The sequence below is a fragment of the Mycobacterium sp. genome, from assembly GCF_019247635.1.
Taxonomy (GTDB): Bacteria; Actinomycetota; Actinomycetes; order Mycobacteriales; family Mycobacteriaceae; genus Mycobacterium.
The window spans coordinates 17,278-34,764 of sequence record NZ_JAFBAR010000107.1 but is presented as its reverse complement, the minus strand read 5'-3'; the positions used below and the strand labels follow the sequence as shown (position 1 = coordinate 34,764).

Here is a 17,487-nt window from a genome sequence, read left to right as displayed (position 1 = left end):
TGGGCCACGCCGTCAGCGCAGAGTCAACGGCCACTAAATCCGCAGCAGCCGTTCGGCGTTCCCGTGGGCGATCTTGTTCCGATCGGTGGCACTGAGCGTCGTCCGCTCGAATCCGTCGACCGCCTCCCGCGAGGACTCGTAGGGGTAGTCGACGGAGAACATCAGCGCGTCGGCGCCGACTTCCAGCACCGCGCCGAGCATGACCGCCGGTGAGAACACCCCGCTGTTGGTGAAGACGATGTTGGTGCCGAGATAGGCCGAGGGTGCGCGCGCAAGGGACGTGGGCGTCGCGAGCGTCGAGTACCTGGAGTCGATGCGGCTGCGCTGAAACGGCAGAAACTCGCCCATGTGGCCCAGGATCATCGTCGCGCTGGGATGCCGGTCGAACACCCCGGCGAACAGCACCCGCAGCGCATGGCCGCTGACTTCGGCGGCCCAGCTCCACGTCGCTCCGTACAGCTCCGGACGGCCGTCGAGGACTCGCCACCGGTCGGCCGGCGGTGCTCCGGGATGCAAATACAGCGGCACGGCAAGGGATTCCACCGCCGACCACACCTCGTCGTATTCGGGCGCGTCCAGGTAGCGACCGCCCGGTCCGCTCAGGCAGTCGTTCACCAGAGCACCGCAAAACCCGTGCTGGGTCACGGCGCGCTCCAGCTCGGCAGCTGCCTCGGCCGGGTCCTGCATGGGCAAGGCGGCAAACCCGCGGAAGCGACCGGGATGTTGACCGATGACATCCGCGAGGTAGTCATTGGCGAACCGCGCGCTGTCACGAGCCTGCTCGGCGCCGACGTCGACCTGCACACCCGGGGACGTGAGGGACAACACCTGGACGTCGATGCCGGCGTCATCCATCTCGGCCAGCCGCTCGCCCGCGAAATCGGCGAGTCGAGTTTCGTACCGCTGCGCACATTCGGGCTTGACCAATTGCATCAGGCTTTGATGCGCCGACGTCAGCCCGGCTAACGCGGGAATGGAAAACGCTTCCTCCAAGGCGATGTACCGCATGGGCCTTCCTCATTGCGGGTCGGGCGTGCCAACTACGTCAAATTCGACGGTAACCGAAGAACAACGCGCAAACCCGGGAAGGCTTCTCACTGAAGCCGATTGTTCAACGGGTCCGTCGTACGACAGGATCGTGGGTGTGGAGGCGGACTTTTCGCTGCTGGAGGTCCCGAGGACGGCGCCCGTTGACGACGCGGACGCCTACCTGCGTGCCGCGATCGCCTGGCACTTCGGTGCGGACACCGGATCACCGTTCTGGTTGCGCGCCGCCGCGACGCTCGACTTCGACCCGCTGACCGAGGTCAAGACCTGCACGGATCTGCGCCTGTTTCCCAATCTGGTCAACGAGCTACGCAACGCGCCGGTCGACGACCTCATCCCCCGCGGATATGGAACCCCACCGCCGGTGCCGCAGATATTCGAATCCGGCGGCACCACCGGCGACCCGAAACGGACTGTGCAGATGCCGGATTGGATTGCACAGGTCGTCCAGTGGCAGACCGAGGACTTCACGTCGGGCGGCTTTGTGGGGGGCCGGGGTTTCCTGTGTCTCATGCCGAGCGGGCCGCACGGCGTCGGCTACTTTTCACGCTTGGTCTCCGAACGGCTCGGGTCGGCGTTCCATTCGATTGACATCGACCCCCGCTGGGTCAAAAAACTCGCCGCCCGCGGTGCCGCCACGGAAGTCGCGTGCTACCTCGACCACGTCCTCGAGCAGGCCGTCTACGTGCTGCGGACACAGGACGTCGCGAACTTGCACACCACCCCGCCGCTGCTGGAGGCGATCGCTCGCAATGACGACCTCGTGGACCTGGTGAACAGCAAGGTCCGCTACCTGTTGCTCAGTGGCGCGCATATGGACGCCGACACCCTCGACCTGTTGCGCGAGATTTTCCCGGCCACGACGATCACCATGGCCTTCGGCAGCACCATGGTTCTTTCTCAGGCGGTCACCCGGACGGTCGAGGACTCGTTCGTCTTCGATCCGCGCACACCGTATGTCGTGTTCTGGGTAGTCGATCCGGATACCGGTGAGCAGGTGCCGTACGGAGAGCTCGGCCAGTTGGTGATGAACCACATCAGCAAGGGCATGTTCATCCCCAACAATCTGGAACGCGACCGGGCCATCCGGATGCCCGGGCCTGCGGGAGAACTCAGCGATTCGGTCAGTGCGGTGCGGCCGGTGCAAACCTTTGAGGGTGAGGCCGTCATCGAAGGCGTGTACTAGACATGGCGCTGACCGCCGACTTGATGTGCATCGACGCGCTCGGCCCCACCGGCGAATACCGGACCCGTAACCGCGAGATTGTCAAAAACGCTGCTGGTGTTCCGGTCGCAGAGCTGAGTTTGGTTCCGCCGCTGTATGTTTCGCGCACCGTCTCGGCACAGCGCAAGATCGCCCCGCTGCCCGTCGCACGGCGCGAAGCGGCGCTGGCCGATGCGGCCGATGTCTTCGAGACCGCCGTCATCGCCGGATTGGACTTCGAGGCGTATGTCGGTCTGTCCAGCCAGATTTCGGGACTGCCAATCGCGGTGACCAGGAATGGGGCGCGCGGTGTGGCGCAGGGCGTCGCCTCGGCGTTCGACGCCGTGGCCCCGGCACTGCCGACGGGTGCGGCGATGGATTGGCGCGACGAGCGCACCCGCACCGGTACGGCGGTGTGGACGCGGCGTGGGGAGGTGTTTGCGGTACACGCCGCCGGAAACGGCCCCGGGGTGCACGGCCTGTGGCCGCAGGCGCTCGCGCTCGGCTACCGGGTGGCGGTCCGGCCGTCGCGCCGCGAACCCCTGACAGCCCATCGGCTGGTGAATGCCTTGCGTCAGGCCGGTTTCCGCGCCGAGGACGCGGTGTACCTGCCCACCGACCACGGCGGGGCCGACGAGCTAATCCGTTGCGCCGACCTCGTTTTGGCGTACGGGGGTCAGGACGTCGTGGACAAGTACGCCAACGTTCCCACCGTGACGGTGAACGGGCCGGGGCGCGCGAAGATTCTGATCACCGCGGATCGGGATTGGCGCGACCACCTCGACCTCATCGTCGATTCGATCGCCGGCCTGGGTGGGGTGGCGTGCGTCAACGCCACCGCGGTGCTCTACGAGGGCGATCCTCTCCCGCTGGCCACCGCAATCGCCGAGCGGCTGAAGACGATTGAGCCGCTACCTGCCGAGGACGAGCGGGCGATTCTGCCCACCCTTTCCATCGGCCAGGCCACCGCAACGGCGGCGTACCTGTCGGAAAGGGCCGGCGGCGCGACGGCATTCCTCGGGGCCGATCAGGTGGTGGCCGACCTGGGCGACGGCCGCGCAGCACTGCGCCCGGCCGTGCACGTCACGGGCGAGCGTGACACCGAGAAGATCAACATCGAGCTGCCGTTTCCATGCGTGTGGGTGTCGCCGTGGTCGAGGGATTCGGGTGTTGGGCCGTTGCGACATTCGTTGGTGGTCAATGCAATCACCGGCGACGAGCAACTGATCGACCGCCTGCTCGCCGAACCGACGATCACCAACGTCTACTTCGGTCGCTATCCGACGTACTACGCGACGGCACAAATTCCGCACGACGGATTTTTGGCCGACGTGCTGATGCGCAACAAGGGCTTCATCAGATAGTGTGCTCCGACTTCCCCGATACCGGTATTCCGTCGCACGCCGTAGCCGGCATGACGATGGCCGAGCAGTACGAATGGCATCGGGCATACCTGCGTCGGCATCGGGTGTCCAGACGCGCGTTCCTGCAAGGATCAGCAGTGGCGGCGGCAACCGTGGGTCTGTCGCCGTTCGGCTCGCGTGCCTACGCGCAGGATGCGCCGCTGGTGGTGGCGAATCGCCGGGTCGGCTACGGCGGCGACGCCGCCAGCCAGCTGCGCCTCGCCGCGCAGCTCTCCCGAAATCCCGGGGGCGTCAAGGTCTTTGCCGATTACGGTCCCACGGCGGCGCTGGGCGCGACGGCACAGGCCGAGATCCGTGACCTGTTGACCCAGATTCCCGACAGCCGCGGCGGGGTGTTGGCCGCCGAACAGTTCTACGCCCATGTACCGGTGGACGGATTGACTGGACGCGCGCCGCTCTTCTATCGGTGGCGCACCTCCGACGGCTACACCGGCGACGTGAGCTCCGCAGCGACTGCCATGCCGACCGGACGAAAGACTCTGGCCCCGTTCAGGTTTACGATGATGGGCGACCAGGGCACCGATGACACGCCGGCATTACCGCCCGGACTTCCGCGCGGCGTCTACGACGACACGTATTACAAAACCGACAACGATCCCGCCACTCCGCACGCCGCCAACGTGTTGAGCCAGATCATCGCCTCCCGCCCCGACTTTCACGTGCTGGCCGGTGATATCGCCTACGCTGACGCGTCCGGCGGGGGCGAGCCGGGCGTGTTCGATCCCTCGGCGGCCAAGCCCCAGACCGGCTTCGACAAGTTCAATCCGTACGTGTGGGACGTGTATCTGAACTCGATAGAAGCCAGCGCGTCGACCACCCCGTGGATGTTCGCCACCGGCAACCACGACATGGAGGCGGCCTACCCCACCCATGGTTACGGCGGCCACCTGGCGCGGCTGGACTTCCCCGGCAACGGCCCGAGCGGGTGCCCGTCGGTCTACTCGTTCGGCTACGGTAACGTCGCGGTGCTCTCCCTGGACGCCAACGACGTCAGTTACGAGATAACCGCCAACACCGGTTATTCGCATGGAGACCAAAACGCTTGGGTGGAACGGACATTGGCCTTCTACCGCGGCCAGCCTGACATCGACTTCATTGTCTGCTTCTTCCATCACTGCGCCTACTCCACGACCAAGGAGCACGCCAGCGATGGTGGTTTACGCGCGGCGTGGTGCGGGTTGTTCGATCGCTACCAGGTCGACGTGGTGCTCCAAGGCCACAATCATCTCTTCGAGCGCACCGACCCCATCCGTGCCGGAACGCCCACCCGCGTGGCCGCCGACAATGCGGTCGTCTACCCCGAAACCGACGGCACTGTCTATTACACGGTCGGATCGGCAGGTCGGCCGCGATACAACTTTCAGACCGGCGAGGGGGAGAGCTACCGCGGTAACGAAGTCCCGGACACCTTCGTGCCCAACAGCTACGTATGGAACGCTCATGGTGACAAAGACAGCGAGGCCGTGGGCTGGTCGCGGGTGCGGTTTCGCAACTACGCCTTCATTCGCGTCGACGTGCGGCCCGGGTACTTCGTCAGCGAGATGGACGTCGTCGGTGTCGACGAATACGGACGGGAATTCGACAAGGTCACCTACCGACGGCCCGTACGTACTTGAGCACTCAGCCGGTTGCGCGGCCCGCAGGGCGATATGGTCTGCTTGGATATTACGAGTCGAGTGGTTCGGTAAAGCCAGAGCCGCACCCTCGGCGAACCCCTCGACAACCGGCAGTGGAAGTGAACCCGATAGCACACGCCATCAACCGACTGGCCAACCCGGCGCAGGAGTCGGATCCGGACAAGCTGCGCAGTGCGGTCGCAGGCAAAACAGTGCTGGTGACCGGCGCGTCGTACGGAATCGGCGAGGCGAGTGCCCGCAAACTGGCCGCGGCAGGGGCGACGGTGCTGGTCGTTGCCCGATCGGCGGAACGGCTCGACGACCTTGCCGCCTCGATCAACGCGGGCGGCGGGCAGGCGAGCGCCTACCCGGCCGACCTGACCGACGAGGCCGCGGTCAACGTCCTCACCAAGCAGATCACCGAGCACCACGGCCCGCTGGACATCGTGGTAAGCAATGCCGGTAAGTCGTTGCGCCGGTCGCTGCATCACCAGTACGACCGGCCGCACGACTTCCAACGCACCATCGACATCAACTACCTGGGGCCGATCTGGCTGCTGCTGGGCCTGCTGCCGGCCATGCGGGAGAGTGGCGGCGGCCACATCGTCAACGTCTCCAGTGTCGGCGTGCGCGTCGCGCCGGGTCCGCAGTGGGGCGCCTATCAGGCGTCCAAGGGGGCGTTCGACCGGTGGCTGCGCAGCGTGGCGCCGGAGCTGCACGGCGACGGCGTGGACGTCACGTCGGTCTATTTCGCCCTGGTGCGCACCCGGATGATCGAACCCACGCCGATGTTGACCAGGCTGCCGGGCCTGACGCCCGATCAGGCGGCCGACGCGATCGCGAAAGCGATCATCGACCGACCCCGGACCAACGAGCCGCCCTGGGTGAGGCCGGCAGAGCTGGCGTCGGTGCTGCTGGCGGGACCCGCTGACCAGGCCGCTCGCCTGTGGCACCGTCGCTTTTTCGCCGACTCCGGGAAGGGTTCTTGATGACCGACGGCGTGGCCGGCACGGCGGCTCGGGCGGTGCTGCGTTCAGGATTGCTCGGTCCGCCGACTCCGGCCGCGGCCGCGCGCCTGGCCCGCGAGGTGCTCCGCGGGGGCCCGAACATATATGCCCTGCTTGCCATTTCGGCAGCTCGATGGCCGGACCGGACCGCGATGATCGACGACGACGGTGCGCTCAGCTACTCCGAGCTGCAGACGAAGACGGAATCCGTTGCCCGCGAACTCTGCCGCGCCGGCGTGGCGCCGGGGCAGCCGGTCGGGATCATGTGCCGCAATGGGCGCGATTTCGTCGCGGCGGTGTTCGCGACAGGCTTGGTCGGGGCCGATATCGTGTTGGTGAACACGGAGTTTCGGACCGCCTCCCTGGCGGGTGCGCTTAGTGGACACCGGATCCGGGTGATGTTGTGCGACGACGAGTTTGCGGCGCAGGTACGCGACGCGGACGAGTCGATCACGGTGCTGGTCCCGGCGGGAGTCCAAGCGCGACAAGGTGATTCGCGGCCCAAGGTCGCAGGCTCGGGCCGAATCGTGCTTCTGACGTCGGGCACGACCGGCGTTCCCAAGGGTGTGCCGCGCACGCCGCGGATCAGCTCCGGACTCGGCGTCGGGGTAACCATCCTGGAACGCACCCGGCTTCGCGTCGGATCCCGAATCGCCTTGGCGACGCCGATGTTTCACGGCCTGGGGTTCGGCATCATGATGCTCGCCGTGAGCCTTGGCGCCACGATGCTGACGCGCCGTCGCTTCGATGCCGAGGCCATGCTCGCGCAGGCGTCGTTGCAGCGCGCCGACGCGATGAGCGTCGTGCCGATCATGCTGGCCCGGCTTCTGGACCTGCCGCAGCGGGTGCGGACACGAAATCCGATGCCTTCGCTGCAGGTGGTGATCTCCAGCGGCGATCGGCTGGATCCCAGCCTGGCGCGCCGATTCATGGACGAGTACGGCGATGTGCTCTACAACCTTTACGGCTCCACCGAGGTCGGAATCGGTTCGCTGGCAACACCGGCCGAGCTGAGGAACGCCCCGGAGACCGTGGGCAAACCGGTTGCGGGGTGCCCGGTGCGCATCTACGACCGCAGCGGGCGGCGCGTGGGACCGCGGGTGACCGGTCGTGTCTTCGTCGGCGGCGGACTGGGCGCGGAAGCCTACACGGGTGGCGGCGGCAAAGCTGTCATCGACCGCATGATCAGCACCGGGGACATGGGCTATCTCGATAATTGGGGTCGGCTGTACATCGTCGGCCGCGAAGACGACATGATCGTCTCCGGCGGCGAGAACGTGTACCCGCGCGCTTTGGAGAATGCGCTGGCCGAACACCCCGATATCGCCGAGAACGCGGTTGTGGGCGTCGCCGATCAGCAGTTCGGCCGACGCCTTGCCGCGTTCGTCGTGCTGCGACCGCAGAGCCGCATCGATGCTGCGGCGATACGAGAGTATTTGAAGGGCAAGGTCTCTCGCTTCGAACAGCCCAGGGACGTGCACATCGTCGCCAGCATTCCGCGCAATCCCGCGGGCAAGGTGTTGCGCAGAGAGCTGTCGGTGTAAGGGCACCAACCCGCTGCGCCCGGCTCCGCCGCGCTTGCGATCGCCACAGGCCGATCACAGGTCCGGCCGCTACGGTCGGGCCTATGCCACCTCGAACTGACTTGTTCACCAATCGCGAGCGGGCGAATTCGTTTGGCTCCGCCGCACAACGTTACGACGCTAACCGCCCGCGTTACCCGGATGCGTTGATGGACGACCTGATCGGACCGGGCGTTCGGACCTGCCTGGATGTGGGTGCCGGAACAGGGATCGCGTCGAAACAGCTCGCCGAACGTGGCGTCCAGGTGCTCGCCGTCGAACCCGACGAGCGGATGGCCACCATCGCGCGCGGCAAGACGATTCCCACGGAGATCGCGACATTCGAACGTTGGGATCCCGCCGGAAGGCGGTTCGACCTGGTGGTGTTCGCGGCATCGTTTCATTGGGTGGACCCGTCCGTGGCGTTGCCCAAAGTGGCGGGCATCCTCGCCGACGACGGTCGACTCGCCCTGTTGTGGAACCGGCTTCGTCCCACCCGGCCGTCCCACGAAGATCTCAGTGAGATCTACCGCGACTACCTGAACGCGGATTCGGTTGCGCGCAAACATGATCCGCATGCGGTGCTGAACACTCTGCGATCAGCCGGCTTCGAAGTCTCCCAGCACGAATATCCCCAGACGCTGCAACTCGCACGCGAGCAATGGTTGGAGCTGCTGTTCACCTATTCCAGCTATCTCACCCTGCCCAGCGAGGCCGCTGCCGAGCTGCGCGCCAGGCTCGCCGAACGAATCGGAGACGCGGGCGTCACCATCGGAGGCAACGCGCTGGCGGTGGTGGCGACACCGCCCCCACGTGGCTCAATTTAGCTTCTCGGGCGGCACGTCACTTGGCACAACTGTCACATGTGTCTTTGCGCCATTCGTCACCCGATGTGCCCGGCTCTGCGCGACAGTTTTGGTGGCGCCGTGCCGCGAATGATGTTGTCGCTCAGAGCCGGGCACATCGGGTGGTGCCTCCGACACAGGCCAGTGTTGTGGATGTGGCTAGAGGTAGCGATGTGTGAACCTGGGTGCCCGTGAGCACGGCACTCTGCGATGGCCCCGGGCGGCGGCGGGGATGGCACTACGCACCGAACAAACCGCCTACTCTGATCCGTCGGGAGCCACGATGCCCACGGTCTTGGACAACCAGTTGGGCGCCAGCACCGAGACGACGGTGGCGCCGGCCGTGGCACCGGCCACGCCGGTCCAGGCGACGGGCCCCAGCGGCGTGCACCCGAAAAAGTTGCTGACGACCGGGGTTTGGATGATGGCGACCAGGACGCCTGCGCTGCCCAGTGCCGTGGCCACCACCAGTGGGCTGTGCCGGCGCGTCAACAGCGTTTGGGCCAGCTGCGTCGTCACCAACGCGGTCAATCCCATTGTCGCCGTGCGACGTTCGGTTCCCGGCGTGTAGCGCCCGATCGCCCAGGCCGTCGTCGCGCCGGCCGCCGTGACGACGCCGCGGGTGACGATCTGGCGCATCAGCGGCGCGTCGAGCGAAGGGGTGGGCCCGGTCAAGACCTCGCGCTGGTGTGCGCGGCGCGCCTCGTCGGCCTCCTCGTCGGATTGGTACTCGTCGGGCTCCTCGTATTGCGAGGTGACCGCGACGGCGAGCGCCGGGAACATATCGGTCAGCAGGTTCACCAACAGCAGCTGACGGGTTCCCACCGGTGCCCGCCCGGAACCCAACGCGGTGCCGATGATGGTGAAGAGGACTTCACCCACGTTGCCGCCGACCAGGATGGTCACCGCGTCACGAACGCCCGCCCACATGCTGCGGCCCTCGACCAGCGCGTCGAGCAGGGCGCTCAGGTCGTCGTCGGTCAGGACGATGTCGGCGGCCCCGCGGGCGGCCGACGAACCGCGCCCGCTCACCCCGATGCCCACGTCAGCCATCCGAATGGCGGCGGCGTCGTTGGCACCGTCACCGACCATCGCCGTCACGCGCCCGCACCGCTGCAGGGCGCCCACGATTTGCACCTTCTGCTCGGGGCTGACGCGCGCGAAGACCTGCACATCGGCGACCAATTTGGCGCATGCGTCCTCGTCGAGGCCGGCGAGTTCGGCGCCGGTCACCACCCGCGCATCCGAAGGCAGGCCCAGCTGGCGAGCGATCGCGCGCGCGGTGACGGGGTGGTCGCCGGTGATCAGCACGACGTTGCGGTCGGCATCCACCAGCGCTTCGATCAACGGCCGCGACGATGGCCGTGCGGTATCGGCCAAGCCGACGTAGCCGATCAGCTCGAGATCTTGTGCGGCGGCGTCGACGGCGTCGGCATCGGTGTCGTCATCGTCGGCGGTCTCGCGTTCCCAGGCTCGTTGCGCCACCGCGAGCACACGCAGGCCCTGCTCGGCCAGGCTGTGCACCAGCGACTCCGCGTGCTCTTGGTCGGCGTCCGGGTCGGCGAAGCGGCAGCGCGGCAGGACGACCTCAGGAGCGCCCTTCAAGATCAGCAGTGGGCCGTTCGAGTCGTTGCTCAGTGTGCCGATGGCGGCGGCGAAGCCACGACTGGACTCGAACGGCACCTCCGCGAGGACCGTCCATTCCGAATCGTCTTGGCCGCCAAGCGTCTGCGCGCCCGTGACAATGGCTTCGTCGGTGGCATGGGCGTGGCCCTGTCCCTCTTGGGGTTGTGTGGATGCGCGCGCGGCGGCGCGCAACACCCGGGCGAACTGCGGATTGGAGGCGTCGGGGAAGGGATCTCCCGGCCTCGCAGTTCGCGGCACGGCGCACACCACTCGGAGCCTGTTTTCGGTCAGTGTGCCGGTCTTGTCGAAGCACACGGTGTCGACACGGCCCAAGGCCTCGACGGTACGCGGGGCCCGAACCAGCACGCCGCGCGATGTCAGGCGCTGGGCTGCGGCGAGTTGGGACAGCGTGGCCACCAGCGGCAGGCCTTCCGGCACAGCCGCCACCGCTATGGCGACGCCGTCGGCAACTGCCTGGCGCAACGAGGCCCGGCGCAGCAACGCCAACCCGCTCACGGCCGCGCCGCCGGCAAGTGTCAGTGGGAGCACCTTGCTGGTCAGCTCCCGCAACCTGGCCTGCACACCGGCCGACGTTTCGACGTCGGCGACCGCAGAGATCGCGCGCTGTGCAGCGGTGCCCACCCCGGTGGCCACGACGATTGCCCGGGCGTGTCCCGCGACGATGGTGCTGCCCTCGAACAGCATGCTGGCCCGGTCGGGGTCGTTGACGGCGACGGGCTCGACTTGCTTGTCCACCGGCAGCGATTCACCGGTGAGGAAGGATTCGTCGACCTCCAGGTCCTCAGCTACCAACAGGCGGGCGTCCGCCGGCACCACCTCCGGTGCGGCCAGGTCGATGACGTCGCCCGGCCGCAGGGACTTGGCGGACACCGTGGCCGTGCGGGTGGCGTGCTGGGCCGCTTCCAGCCGGCGCCGTGTGGTCGCCACCGCGGGGACGACGACGCGGCGCACCATCTGGTCCTGCTCGGCGAACAACTCGGCGGCCGCCGCCTCGGCCCGCAACCGTTGCGCCCCACCGGTTATCGCGTTGACGGTCATCACGCCGGCGACCAGAAGGGCGTCCACGTTGCTGCCCACGATCGCCGATGCCGCCGCCCCGACGGCCAGGATGGGAGTGAGCGGATCGGCGAGCTCGGCCCGGGTCGCGATCGCCAGGTGGCCCAGGGTGGCCAGCGGTCTGCGCAGCGGGGCCAACCCCGGGCTGTACGACAGGTCGTCGAGTCGGCGCCGCCAAGACGCTTCGGTTTCCACGGCCAGCGGTCGCTTGCCACCGGCCAGCCGCGAGTACACGATCTCGGGATCCAACGCATGCCAGGCCGTCAGCGGCTGCGGGGTGGGGTCGGGCAGCCTTAGCACCCTGACGGCCGAGAACGTTCCCGACGCCAGGGCCGTCGCGGCGGCCGCGTTGACCGGATTGAGCCAGCGACGAAAACTGGCGGGGTTTGCGGTCCGGTCCTCTTCGCCGGTGACCAGCAGCAGTCCGGCCAGCGTAGTGCCACCCTGGGCCAAGCGCACTCCCGATTCGCTGGCCGAACGGGCGACGGGCAGTGCCGACAAGATCCGCACCGCGTCCGCCAGGTCGGTGCCGGTGATGATGTCGGCGGTCCACGGAGTGGCCGCACGTGGATCGTCCAGGGCCACCCCCACGTCGGCGATCGCCAGCGCGGCCAGCGTGTCGGTCGACGCGAAGTCCCGGTGCAGCGCGGTGATCAGCAACACCGGCCCGCGGTCGGTCCGCAACTCACGCACCAGGTTCAGCAGCGGCGTGCCAGGCGGATGCGTCGCCCCCACGCTGGCGGCCAGGTCTTCGGTGCCGGCCACGTGCCGCAGCACCACCCTGGCCCCGGTGCGGTGCGCGGTCTGGAACAGCGGGATCGCGTAGGGGTCGACCTCCCAACCGACGTCGACGCTGCCGACACATTCGCCGTCGACGATCAGCTCGGCGCGTTCACGGCCCTGGGCGGGTGTGGCCGACGGCCCCTGCGACGGCACCCATCTCAGGCGGGCGCCGGTGGCGGGCAACTCGTCGGGATCGGGGTCGGGCGGTTGCTCACTGTGCAGCAGTGCGTCGACGACTTCGTAGACCCGGTCGTCGTCCCAGCCGGGCGCGTCTCCCTGCACCTGCAGGACCGCGCGGTGATCGCCCCGCAGCGCGGCGCCGTCGATCACGACCACCCGCACCCGATCCAGACGACGCAGCGCGCCCGGGTCCAGGACCATCTGTCCGGCGTTGGCCAGGCCGCGACCCAGCACCGACGCGAACGCCTGCCGGCCCATGTGCGCGGCTCTCGGCACGCCGGCCAGGACGGCACCGGCGGCGTCCTCGGTGCCACCACCGGCCACCAGCGCGCTCGCCGCCGCGATCAATGAACCGTTGGCCGCCTGGTTGACGTACTCCTCGACCGGCCCGGCGATGGACCCTTTCTCGGTGTCGATCGCCGCGTCGATGGCCCCGCCGACCACGACGTGCGATGCCTCCCCGGCCGCCGCTGCCGCCCAGCTGTGTCGCGGCTCCTGCGACTTGACCCCGGCCGACGAGATGACGGGGACCACGGGGGCCTGCGGGCGGTTGGGGGAGGCGAGCTCGGATTCTCTGTCGCGCCAGCGCTGCCGGTGGGCCGTCGCCTCGGAGAGCTGCAAACTGCGTTGCATCAAATCGAGCAACGGTGTGCCGACGGATTGGGTCAGGCCGTTCGCCGCCGCGGTGGTGGCGCTGAGCGCAATGTCGGTGCCCACCCGGCCCAGCCGCGACTCCAGGATCGCGACCATGCGCGGTTGATGATTGATGAGCGCGGCCGCGGCCTGGGTGGTTTTCGGCGCGGCCGGCAGCCGGATGGCCCACCCGGCAACGGAGGCACTCAGCGCGACGACATCCAGCGCAGCGGCGGTGAGCGGCACCAGGATCGCCAGCGGGTTGCCGGGGTCAGCGAATGGCGCAGAACGCGGCGCCGACTGCGACCCTGACGTGTCCAAGTCGGCGGCTACGGCGACGACCACGTCGCGAACCTCGTCCAGGACGGCGTCCTGGTCCCGGCCATCTTCGAGGTCGCTGTCGATCTCGACCACCAGCCGGCCCAACGAGCCCTCCACATGGGCTTTGGCCACGCCGGGAATTCTGCGCACCGGCTCCTCGACCACGGCCGCATGCTCGTGCCAGCTGGGGAACGGCAGCAGCGGATCCAGGTCCAGGTGCACCCGCTGCCCGCTCTCCCATCGAACCGGCGGCGCGACATGGTCGGCGGAGCCGTTCACTCCCGTCCCGAGCACCTTGCTGGTCGACTGGACCGCCGATTGCATCACCGGTCCGACCAGCTCGGCCATCGGGCTGGCCAGGGTCTGCACCACACCGACAGCGCCGGCGGCGCTGTTGACCCCGATCCGTAACGCCTGTACCGCTCCACCGGTCACGCCACCGGCCACACTGCCCACTACGCCGGAAAGACCCGGGATCTTCACTCAGTCACCCTTCAGCTGCATCTCTGCTCAATACTCCCGGCGTCCCCCGCACCTGTCCACATGGGAGTTGTGTATGCGGTCGATGTGGGTCCACGGGAGACACCGTGCGGGATAGGCGTCCCGCAGGCAGAGACGCTACCGGCGTGGCGGCAACCGAATGAAGCGAATAGCCGGGATCGAGAAACACGGTCATCGCGGCTATCCCGCCGACGCCGACCGTAAGGACATGTATCGAATGGGCGTGCATCACACCGTCGGCAGTGCGACGGGTTGGTCGTTTGCGGCCGTCGGGAGCATCACGACGTCGCCGGGCTCGGTGAACGCGTGCGTCGCCAGGAAGCGCAGGACGGTGTCTTTGCCGGTGAACCACATTGGCAGCGGAGGCATTTCGAGCCTGATATCCGCTTGCAGCAGCTCGGTGAGCGCGGCCATGTCCGATTGGGCGCGTTTCGCCGAATTCCTTGCTGTCACAGGGAGTTAGGGGTGTGCCGATATGCCCGTCTCTTAGCGACTGACGAGCGACACGCGACGCCGGACCGGGCGTCACAGGCTGAGTCGCTGAGTTGATGCTCAAAGCCGGACAAGACCATGGCCGGACAAGACCAATGGCCCGCTGGGCTCAAACGCGGATGGTGTTGTGGAGAAATAGTTCACGGAAACAAAACTGGATTCCGCGGCAGCCATTGATCGGCGACGCGTCGCAATAATCAGATAGGTAACTCCGCCCTACAAATATCGGTGGTGCGCCCTGCAGAAGTGATAGCCGGCCGGGAAGGACTTCTCGATTACCTGCAACTGGTGGTCAACCCGAGATTCCAGCTCGAGGACGACGCAGCTGTCGCCCAGGGCTTTTGACTCGAGAACGATGTAGCGCTGACCGCCACCGTTGATATCGGTGACCGGGTCGCCTGCGTGCAATTTTTCGACGGGCACTAATTCGGGGTTTCCGTGTGACTCCACCCAAGACACAGTAGGTCAACTCGTCGAGGGAGGGAATAGCCGCGCGCTTGGGTCGCCATTTTCCACCCGCTGCTTGAAGAACACGCTGACCCGCGCGATCAGGCCATCGCGCTGTTCGAACAGGATGCATTCCGGCCACTCGACTGGGGCACCGCCAATTTCGAAAGACTCGGTCAGCTCGACGAAGCACAACCTGTCGTTCACGTGCGAGATCCGGTGCACCTCCAGCCGATGACCCCGCAGCCGATTGAGGACCTTGCCCAAGTATGCGATGTAAGGTTCCTTGCCTTCGACGACCTCACAGAACGGACCCTCCCGGACCAAGCCCTCATCCGCGATCGTGGCTGCCAAGCCGTCCCAGTCGTGTACGGCCAGGCACGACAGGTAACGCTCGATCACTCCGTTGCTCATACGCCTAGTTCAACCACCCACGACGGATTGAGGCAAGAATGGTGCGATGACCGGCCCCAGCGCACAGCAGTCCGCGGCGGCGGCGCCGACGTGTTACCGGCATCCCGGTCGCCAGACCTACGTCCGATGCACCCGGTGTGAGCGGCCCATCTGCGGGGACTGCATGCGCAGTGCCGCCGTTGGCCACCAGTGCGTGGACTGCGTCGATGCGGGTTCGCGCACCATTCGCCAGCCGCGGACGCAATTCGGCGGGCGCGAGCGGTCCGGCACTCCGCTGGTCACCTATGCCCTGATCGCGATCAACGTGCTGGCGTTCGTCGCGGAGCTGACGTCGGTGGAAATGCGCCAGCAGCTTGCCCTGTGGCCGCCCGCTGTTGCGGACGGCCAGCTCTATCGCTTGGTGACCTCGGCGTTCATGCACTACGGCGCGCCGCACCTGCTGCTGAACATGTGGGCGCTCTACGTCGTGGGACCGCCACTCGAAATGTGGCTGGGTCGGCTGCGGTTCGGCGCGCTGTACGCGTTGAGCGGGCTGGGCGGATCGGTGCTGGTCTACTTGATATCCCCGCTCAACACGGCGACGGCCGGCGCTTCGGGTGCGGTGTTCGGCCTCTTCGGTGCGACCTTCGTCGTGGCCAAACGTCTCGCACTCGACGTCCGCTGGGCCGGCGCCGTCATCGTGGTCAACCTGGTCTTCAGTTTTGTGGTGCCCGCGGTGAGCTCGCAGCAGATCAGCTGGCAGGGGCACGTCGGCGGGTTGGTAACGGGCGTACTGGTCGCCGCGGCTTACGTGTATGCGCCGCGCGAACGTCGAGACCTGGTCCAGGCCGCCACGACGATCATCGTCATGGTCGCGTTCGCGGGGTTGATTTGGTGGCGCACAGCCGCTCTCCTGGCGAGATTCGGTGGCTGACTCCCTACCGCGAGCAGACGTGAAAGCACCGTTTTCGACACGAAAACGGTGCTTTCACGTCTGCTCGCGCAGGAGCCGCGCCTGGCCGCGCCTGCGCCGCCTGCGCCGCGCCTGCGCCGCGCAGGAGCCGCGTGGGCGCCGCTAGGTTTTCCCTATGAGTTGGTGGATCGCCCACGCCGAGCGCACGGTTTCCGAAGAGGTGCCCGGGCCGCCCGACGAGGTCCGCGACTTCTACGTCGACCTGGACAACATCAGAATCGTGCATCCGCTCATCGTGTCCGTGCAGGTGCTATCGCGCACCGATACCCCGGAGGGTTACTGCCAGAGCTATCGAGTGGTGGATCGAATTTCGTTGGGGCCGTTCACCATAAAGATCGCCTATCGCGCTCGGCTGGATGTCCGGCTGCGAAACCCGGATTTGCGGGTGCACACCGAGGCGGATCAGAGCCCGGGTGTGCGGCTGCGCGGGACTGTGAGCTTCGCGCCGATCGACGGCGGCACCCGGGTCACCGAGCGGATCCGGTTCGCGGCGCCGCGGCCGCTGGCTCCGTTCACCGTCCGCGAGGGTGTCAAGGCACACATCGAGATGCTGGCCGGCATCCGGCGTCACTTCGAATCACGTTGAACGGGAGTCCATTCCGAGCTCAGCGCGAACTCCGAAAGGTACTTCGTGGAGCTCCACCCACCGTCGACGACTATCGTCTGCCCGTTGATGAAGGCGGCTCCCGGCGAACATAGGAACGCCACGGTGCTGGCGACGTCGTCGACCGTGCCCAACCGTTGATGCGGCGTCATCTCGGTGTTGATCCGCCTGAACCGCCGATCCTGTAGGCGCTGTTCGGTCATCGCCGTCTGAATGACCCCGGGAGCGACGGCATTGCAGCGGATGCCCTGTGCTCCGTACTGGCAGGCGATGTGTGTGGTCAGTGCCGTGAGCCCGCCCTTGGCCGCCGAGTAGGCCCCGCCGCGGAGGCCGCCCACCACAGCGAAGGTCGAGGTGATGTTGATGATCGCCGAGCCCGGTCCCAGATGTGGCAGCACCTCGCGCATCAGCCGGAATGGCGCACGCAGCATCAAACGCAGGAAGTGGTCCAGGGCTTCGTCGTCCGTCTCGTGCAGCGGCTTGGGGCTGCCCACGCCGGCGGCGTTGACCAGCAAGTCGATTCGACCCCATCGGTCATTGGCAGCATGCACGATCTGCCGGGGTGCGTCGTCGTCGGTGAGATCAACGGGATAGCTGGCCAGTCGGTCTGGGTCGTTGACGGCCTGCGTCAACTCGGCGAGCTTGCCTTCGTCGCGGCCCGTCGCCAGCACCGCGATGCCCATCTCGGCAAGCTTTGTCGCGCAGCCGAACCCGATCCCACCGGTCGCTCCCGTTACAATCGCTACCTTCAT

The 17,487-nt window shown here is 67.2% G+C and carries 14 protein-coding genes; 8 read left to right on the top strand and 6 right to left on the bottom strand.

What is annotated here, in order from left to right; all coding sequences use genetic code 11:
* Positions 1-33 precede the first annotated feature (33 nt).
* Positions 34-1,008 (bottom strand): amidohydrolase family protein, encoded by a 975-nt coding sequence (locus JO236_RS18150; protein WP_293333490.1) that lies wholly within the window; start codon positions 1,006-1,008, stop codon positions 34-36.
* A gap of 136 nt (positions 1,009-1,144) precedes the next feature.
* On the opposite strand from JO236_RS18150, the gene JO236_RS18145 reads away from it, so the two are divergent.
* The 6 genes from JO236_RS18145 (at position 1,145) to JO236_RS18120 (ending at position 8,687) form a co-directional block, all read left to right on the top strand.
* Complete coding sequence (locus JO236_RS18145) at positions 1,145-2,233, top strand: phenazine antibiotic biosynthesis protein (protein ID WP_416362284.1); 1,089 nt, start codon at positions 1,145-1,147, stop codon at positions 2,231-2,233.
* A 20-nt stretch (positions 2,234-2,253) separates the two neighbouring features.
* Entirely contained in the window at positions 2,254-3,615 is a 1,362-nt protein-coding gene (locus JO236_RS18140; RefSeq protein WP_293333601.1) for an aldehyde dehydrogenase family protein, read from the top strand.
* 50 nt (positions 3,616-3,665) lie between these two features.
* Positions 3,666-5,291, top strand: a complete 1,626-nt coding sequence (locus JO236_RS18135) for a metallophosphoesterase (protein WP_293333599.1) — start codon at positions 3,666-3,668, stop codon at positions 5,289-5,291.
* A gap of 119 nt (positions 5,292-5,410) precedes the next feature.
* Positions 5,411-6,280, top strand: a complete 870-nt coding sequence (locus JO236_RS18130; RefSeq protein ID WP_293333487.1) for an SDR family NAD(P)-dependent oxidoreductase — start codon at positions 5,411-5,413, stop codon at positions 6,278-6,280.
* Positions 6,277-7,842 carry an AMP-binding protein gene (locus JO236_RS18125; RefSeq protein ID WP_293333484.1) on the top strand — a complete coding sequence of 522 codons (1,566 nt, stop codon included), beginning with the start codon at positions 6,277-6,279 and terminating at the stop codon, positions 7,840-7,842. The genes JO236_RS18130 and JO236_RS18125 overlap by 4 nt, the downstream gene beginning before the upstream one ends.
* Before the next feature lie 83 nt (positions 7,843-7,925).
* Positions 7,926-8,687: a class I SAM-dependent methyltransferase gene (locus JO236_RS18120; RefSeq protein ID WP_293333481.1), complete on the top strand. Its 762-nt coding sequence runs from the start codon at positions 7,926-7,928 to the stop codon at positions 8,685-8,687.
* A gap of 276 nt (positions 8,688-8,963) precedes the next feature.
* Here JO236_RS18120 and JO236_RS18115 read toward each other — a convergent pair whose 3' ends face one another.
* The 4 genes from JO236_RS18115 to JO236_RS18100 form a co-directional block, all read right to left on the bottom strand.
* Positions 8,964-13,808: a cation-translocating P-type ATPase gene (locus JO236_RS18115; protein WP_293333478.1), complete on the bottom strand. Its 4,845-nt coding sequence runs from the start codon at positions 13,806-13,808 to the stop codon at positions 8,964-8,966.
* Between the two features lie 246 nt (positions 13,809-14,054).
* Positions 14,055-14,240: a hypothetical protein gene (locus tag JO236_RS18110; RefSeq protein ID WP_293333475.1), complete on the bottom strand. Its 186-nt coding sequence runs from the start codon at positions 14,238-14,240 to the stop codon at positions 14,055-14,057.
* 294 nt (positions 14,241-14,534) lie between these two features.
* Positions 14,535-14,768, bottom strand: a complete 234-nt coding sequence (locus JO236_RS18105) for a hypothetical protein (RefSeq protein ID WP_293333472.1) — start codon at positions 14,766-14,768, stop codon at positions 14,535-14,537.
* Between the two features lie 15 nt (positions 14,769-14,783).
* Positions 14,784-15,179 carry a nuclear transport factor 2 family protein gene (locus JO236_RS18100; protein WP_293333469.1) on the bottom strand — a complete coding sequence of 132 codons (396 nt, stop codon included), beginning with the start codon at positions 15,177-15,179 and terminating at the stop codon, positions 14,784-14,786.
* A 46-nt stretch (positions 15,180-15,225) separates the two neighbouring features.
* On the opposite strand from JO236_RS18100, the gene JO236_RS18095 reads away from it, so the two are divergent.
* Complete coding sequence (locus JO236_RS18095; protein WP_293333466.1) at positions 15,226-16,092, top strand: rhomboid family intramembrane serine protease; 867 nt, start codon at positions 15,226-15,228, stop codon at positions 16,090-16,092.
* Between the two features lie 154 nt (positions 16,093-16,246).
* The gene (locus JO236_RS18090) at positions 16,247-16,717 is read left to right on the top strand and encodes an SRPBCC family protein (protein ID WP_293333463.1); all 471 of its coding nucleotides are present in this window, start codon (positions 16,247-16,249) and stop codon (positions 16,715-16,717) included.
* On the opposite strand, the gene JO236_RS18085 is transcribed toward JO236_RS18090, so the two are convergent.
* Positions 16,699-17,487, bottom strand: coding sequence for an SDR family NAD(P)-dependent oxidoreductase (locus JO236_RS18085; RefSeq protein WP_293333460.1), 789 nt, complete (start codon positions 17,485-17,487; stop codon positions 16,699-16,701). The genes JO236_RS18090 and JO236_RS18085 overlap by 19 nt on opposite strands.

Excerpts from the sequence above, each read along its gene's own strand:
- JO236_RS18150 (WP_293333490.1), bottom strand. The coding sequence starts at position 1,008 with ATGCGGTACATCGCCTTGGAGGAAGCGTTTTCCATTCCCGCGTTAGCC.
- JO236_RS18135 (WP_293333599.1), top strand. The coding sequence starts at position 3,666 with ATGACGATGGCCGAGCAGTACGAATGGCATCGGGCATACCTGCGTCGG.
- JO236_RS18120 (WP_293333481.1), top strand. The coding sequence starts at position 7,926 with ATGCCACCTCGAACTGACTTGTTCACCAATCGCGAGCGGGCGAATTCG.
- JO236_RS18110 (WP_293333475.1), bottom strand. The coding sequence starts at position 14,240 with ATGGCCGCGCTCACCGAGCTGCTGCAAGCGGATATCAGGCTCGAAATG.
- JO236_RS18100 (WP_293333469.1), bottom strand. The coding sequence starts at position 15,179 with ATGAGCAACGGAGTGATCGAGCGTTACCTGTCGTGCCTGGCCGTACAC.
- JO236_RS18095 (WP_293333466.1), top strand. The coding sequence starts at position 15,226 with ATGACCGGCCCCAGCGCACAGCAGTCCGCGGCGGCGGCGCCGACGTGT.
- JO236_RS18090 (WP_293333463.1), top strand. The coding sequence starts at position 16,247 with ATGAGTTGGTGGATCGCCCACGCCGAGCGCACGGTTTCCGAAGAGGTG.
- JO236_RS18085 (WP_293333460.1), bottom strand. The coding sequence starts at position 17,487 with ATGAAGGTAGCGATTGTAACGGGAGCGACCGGTGGGATCGGGTTCGGC.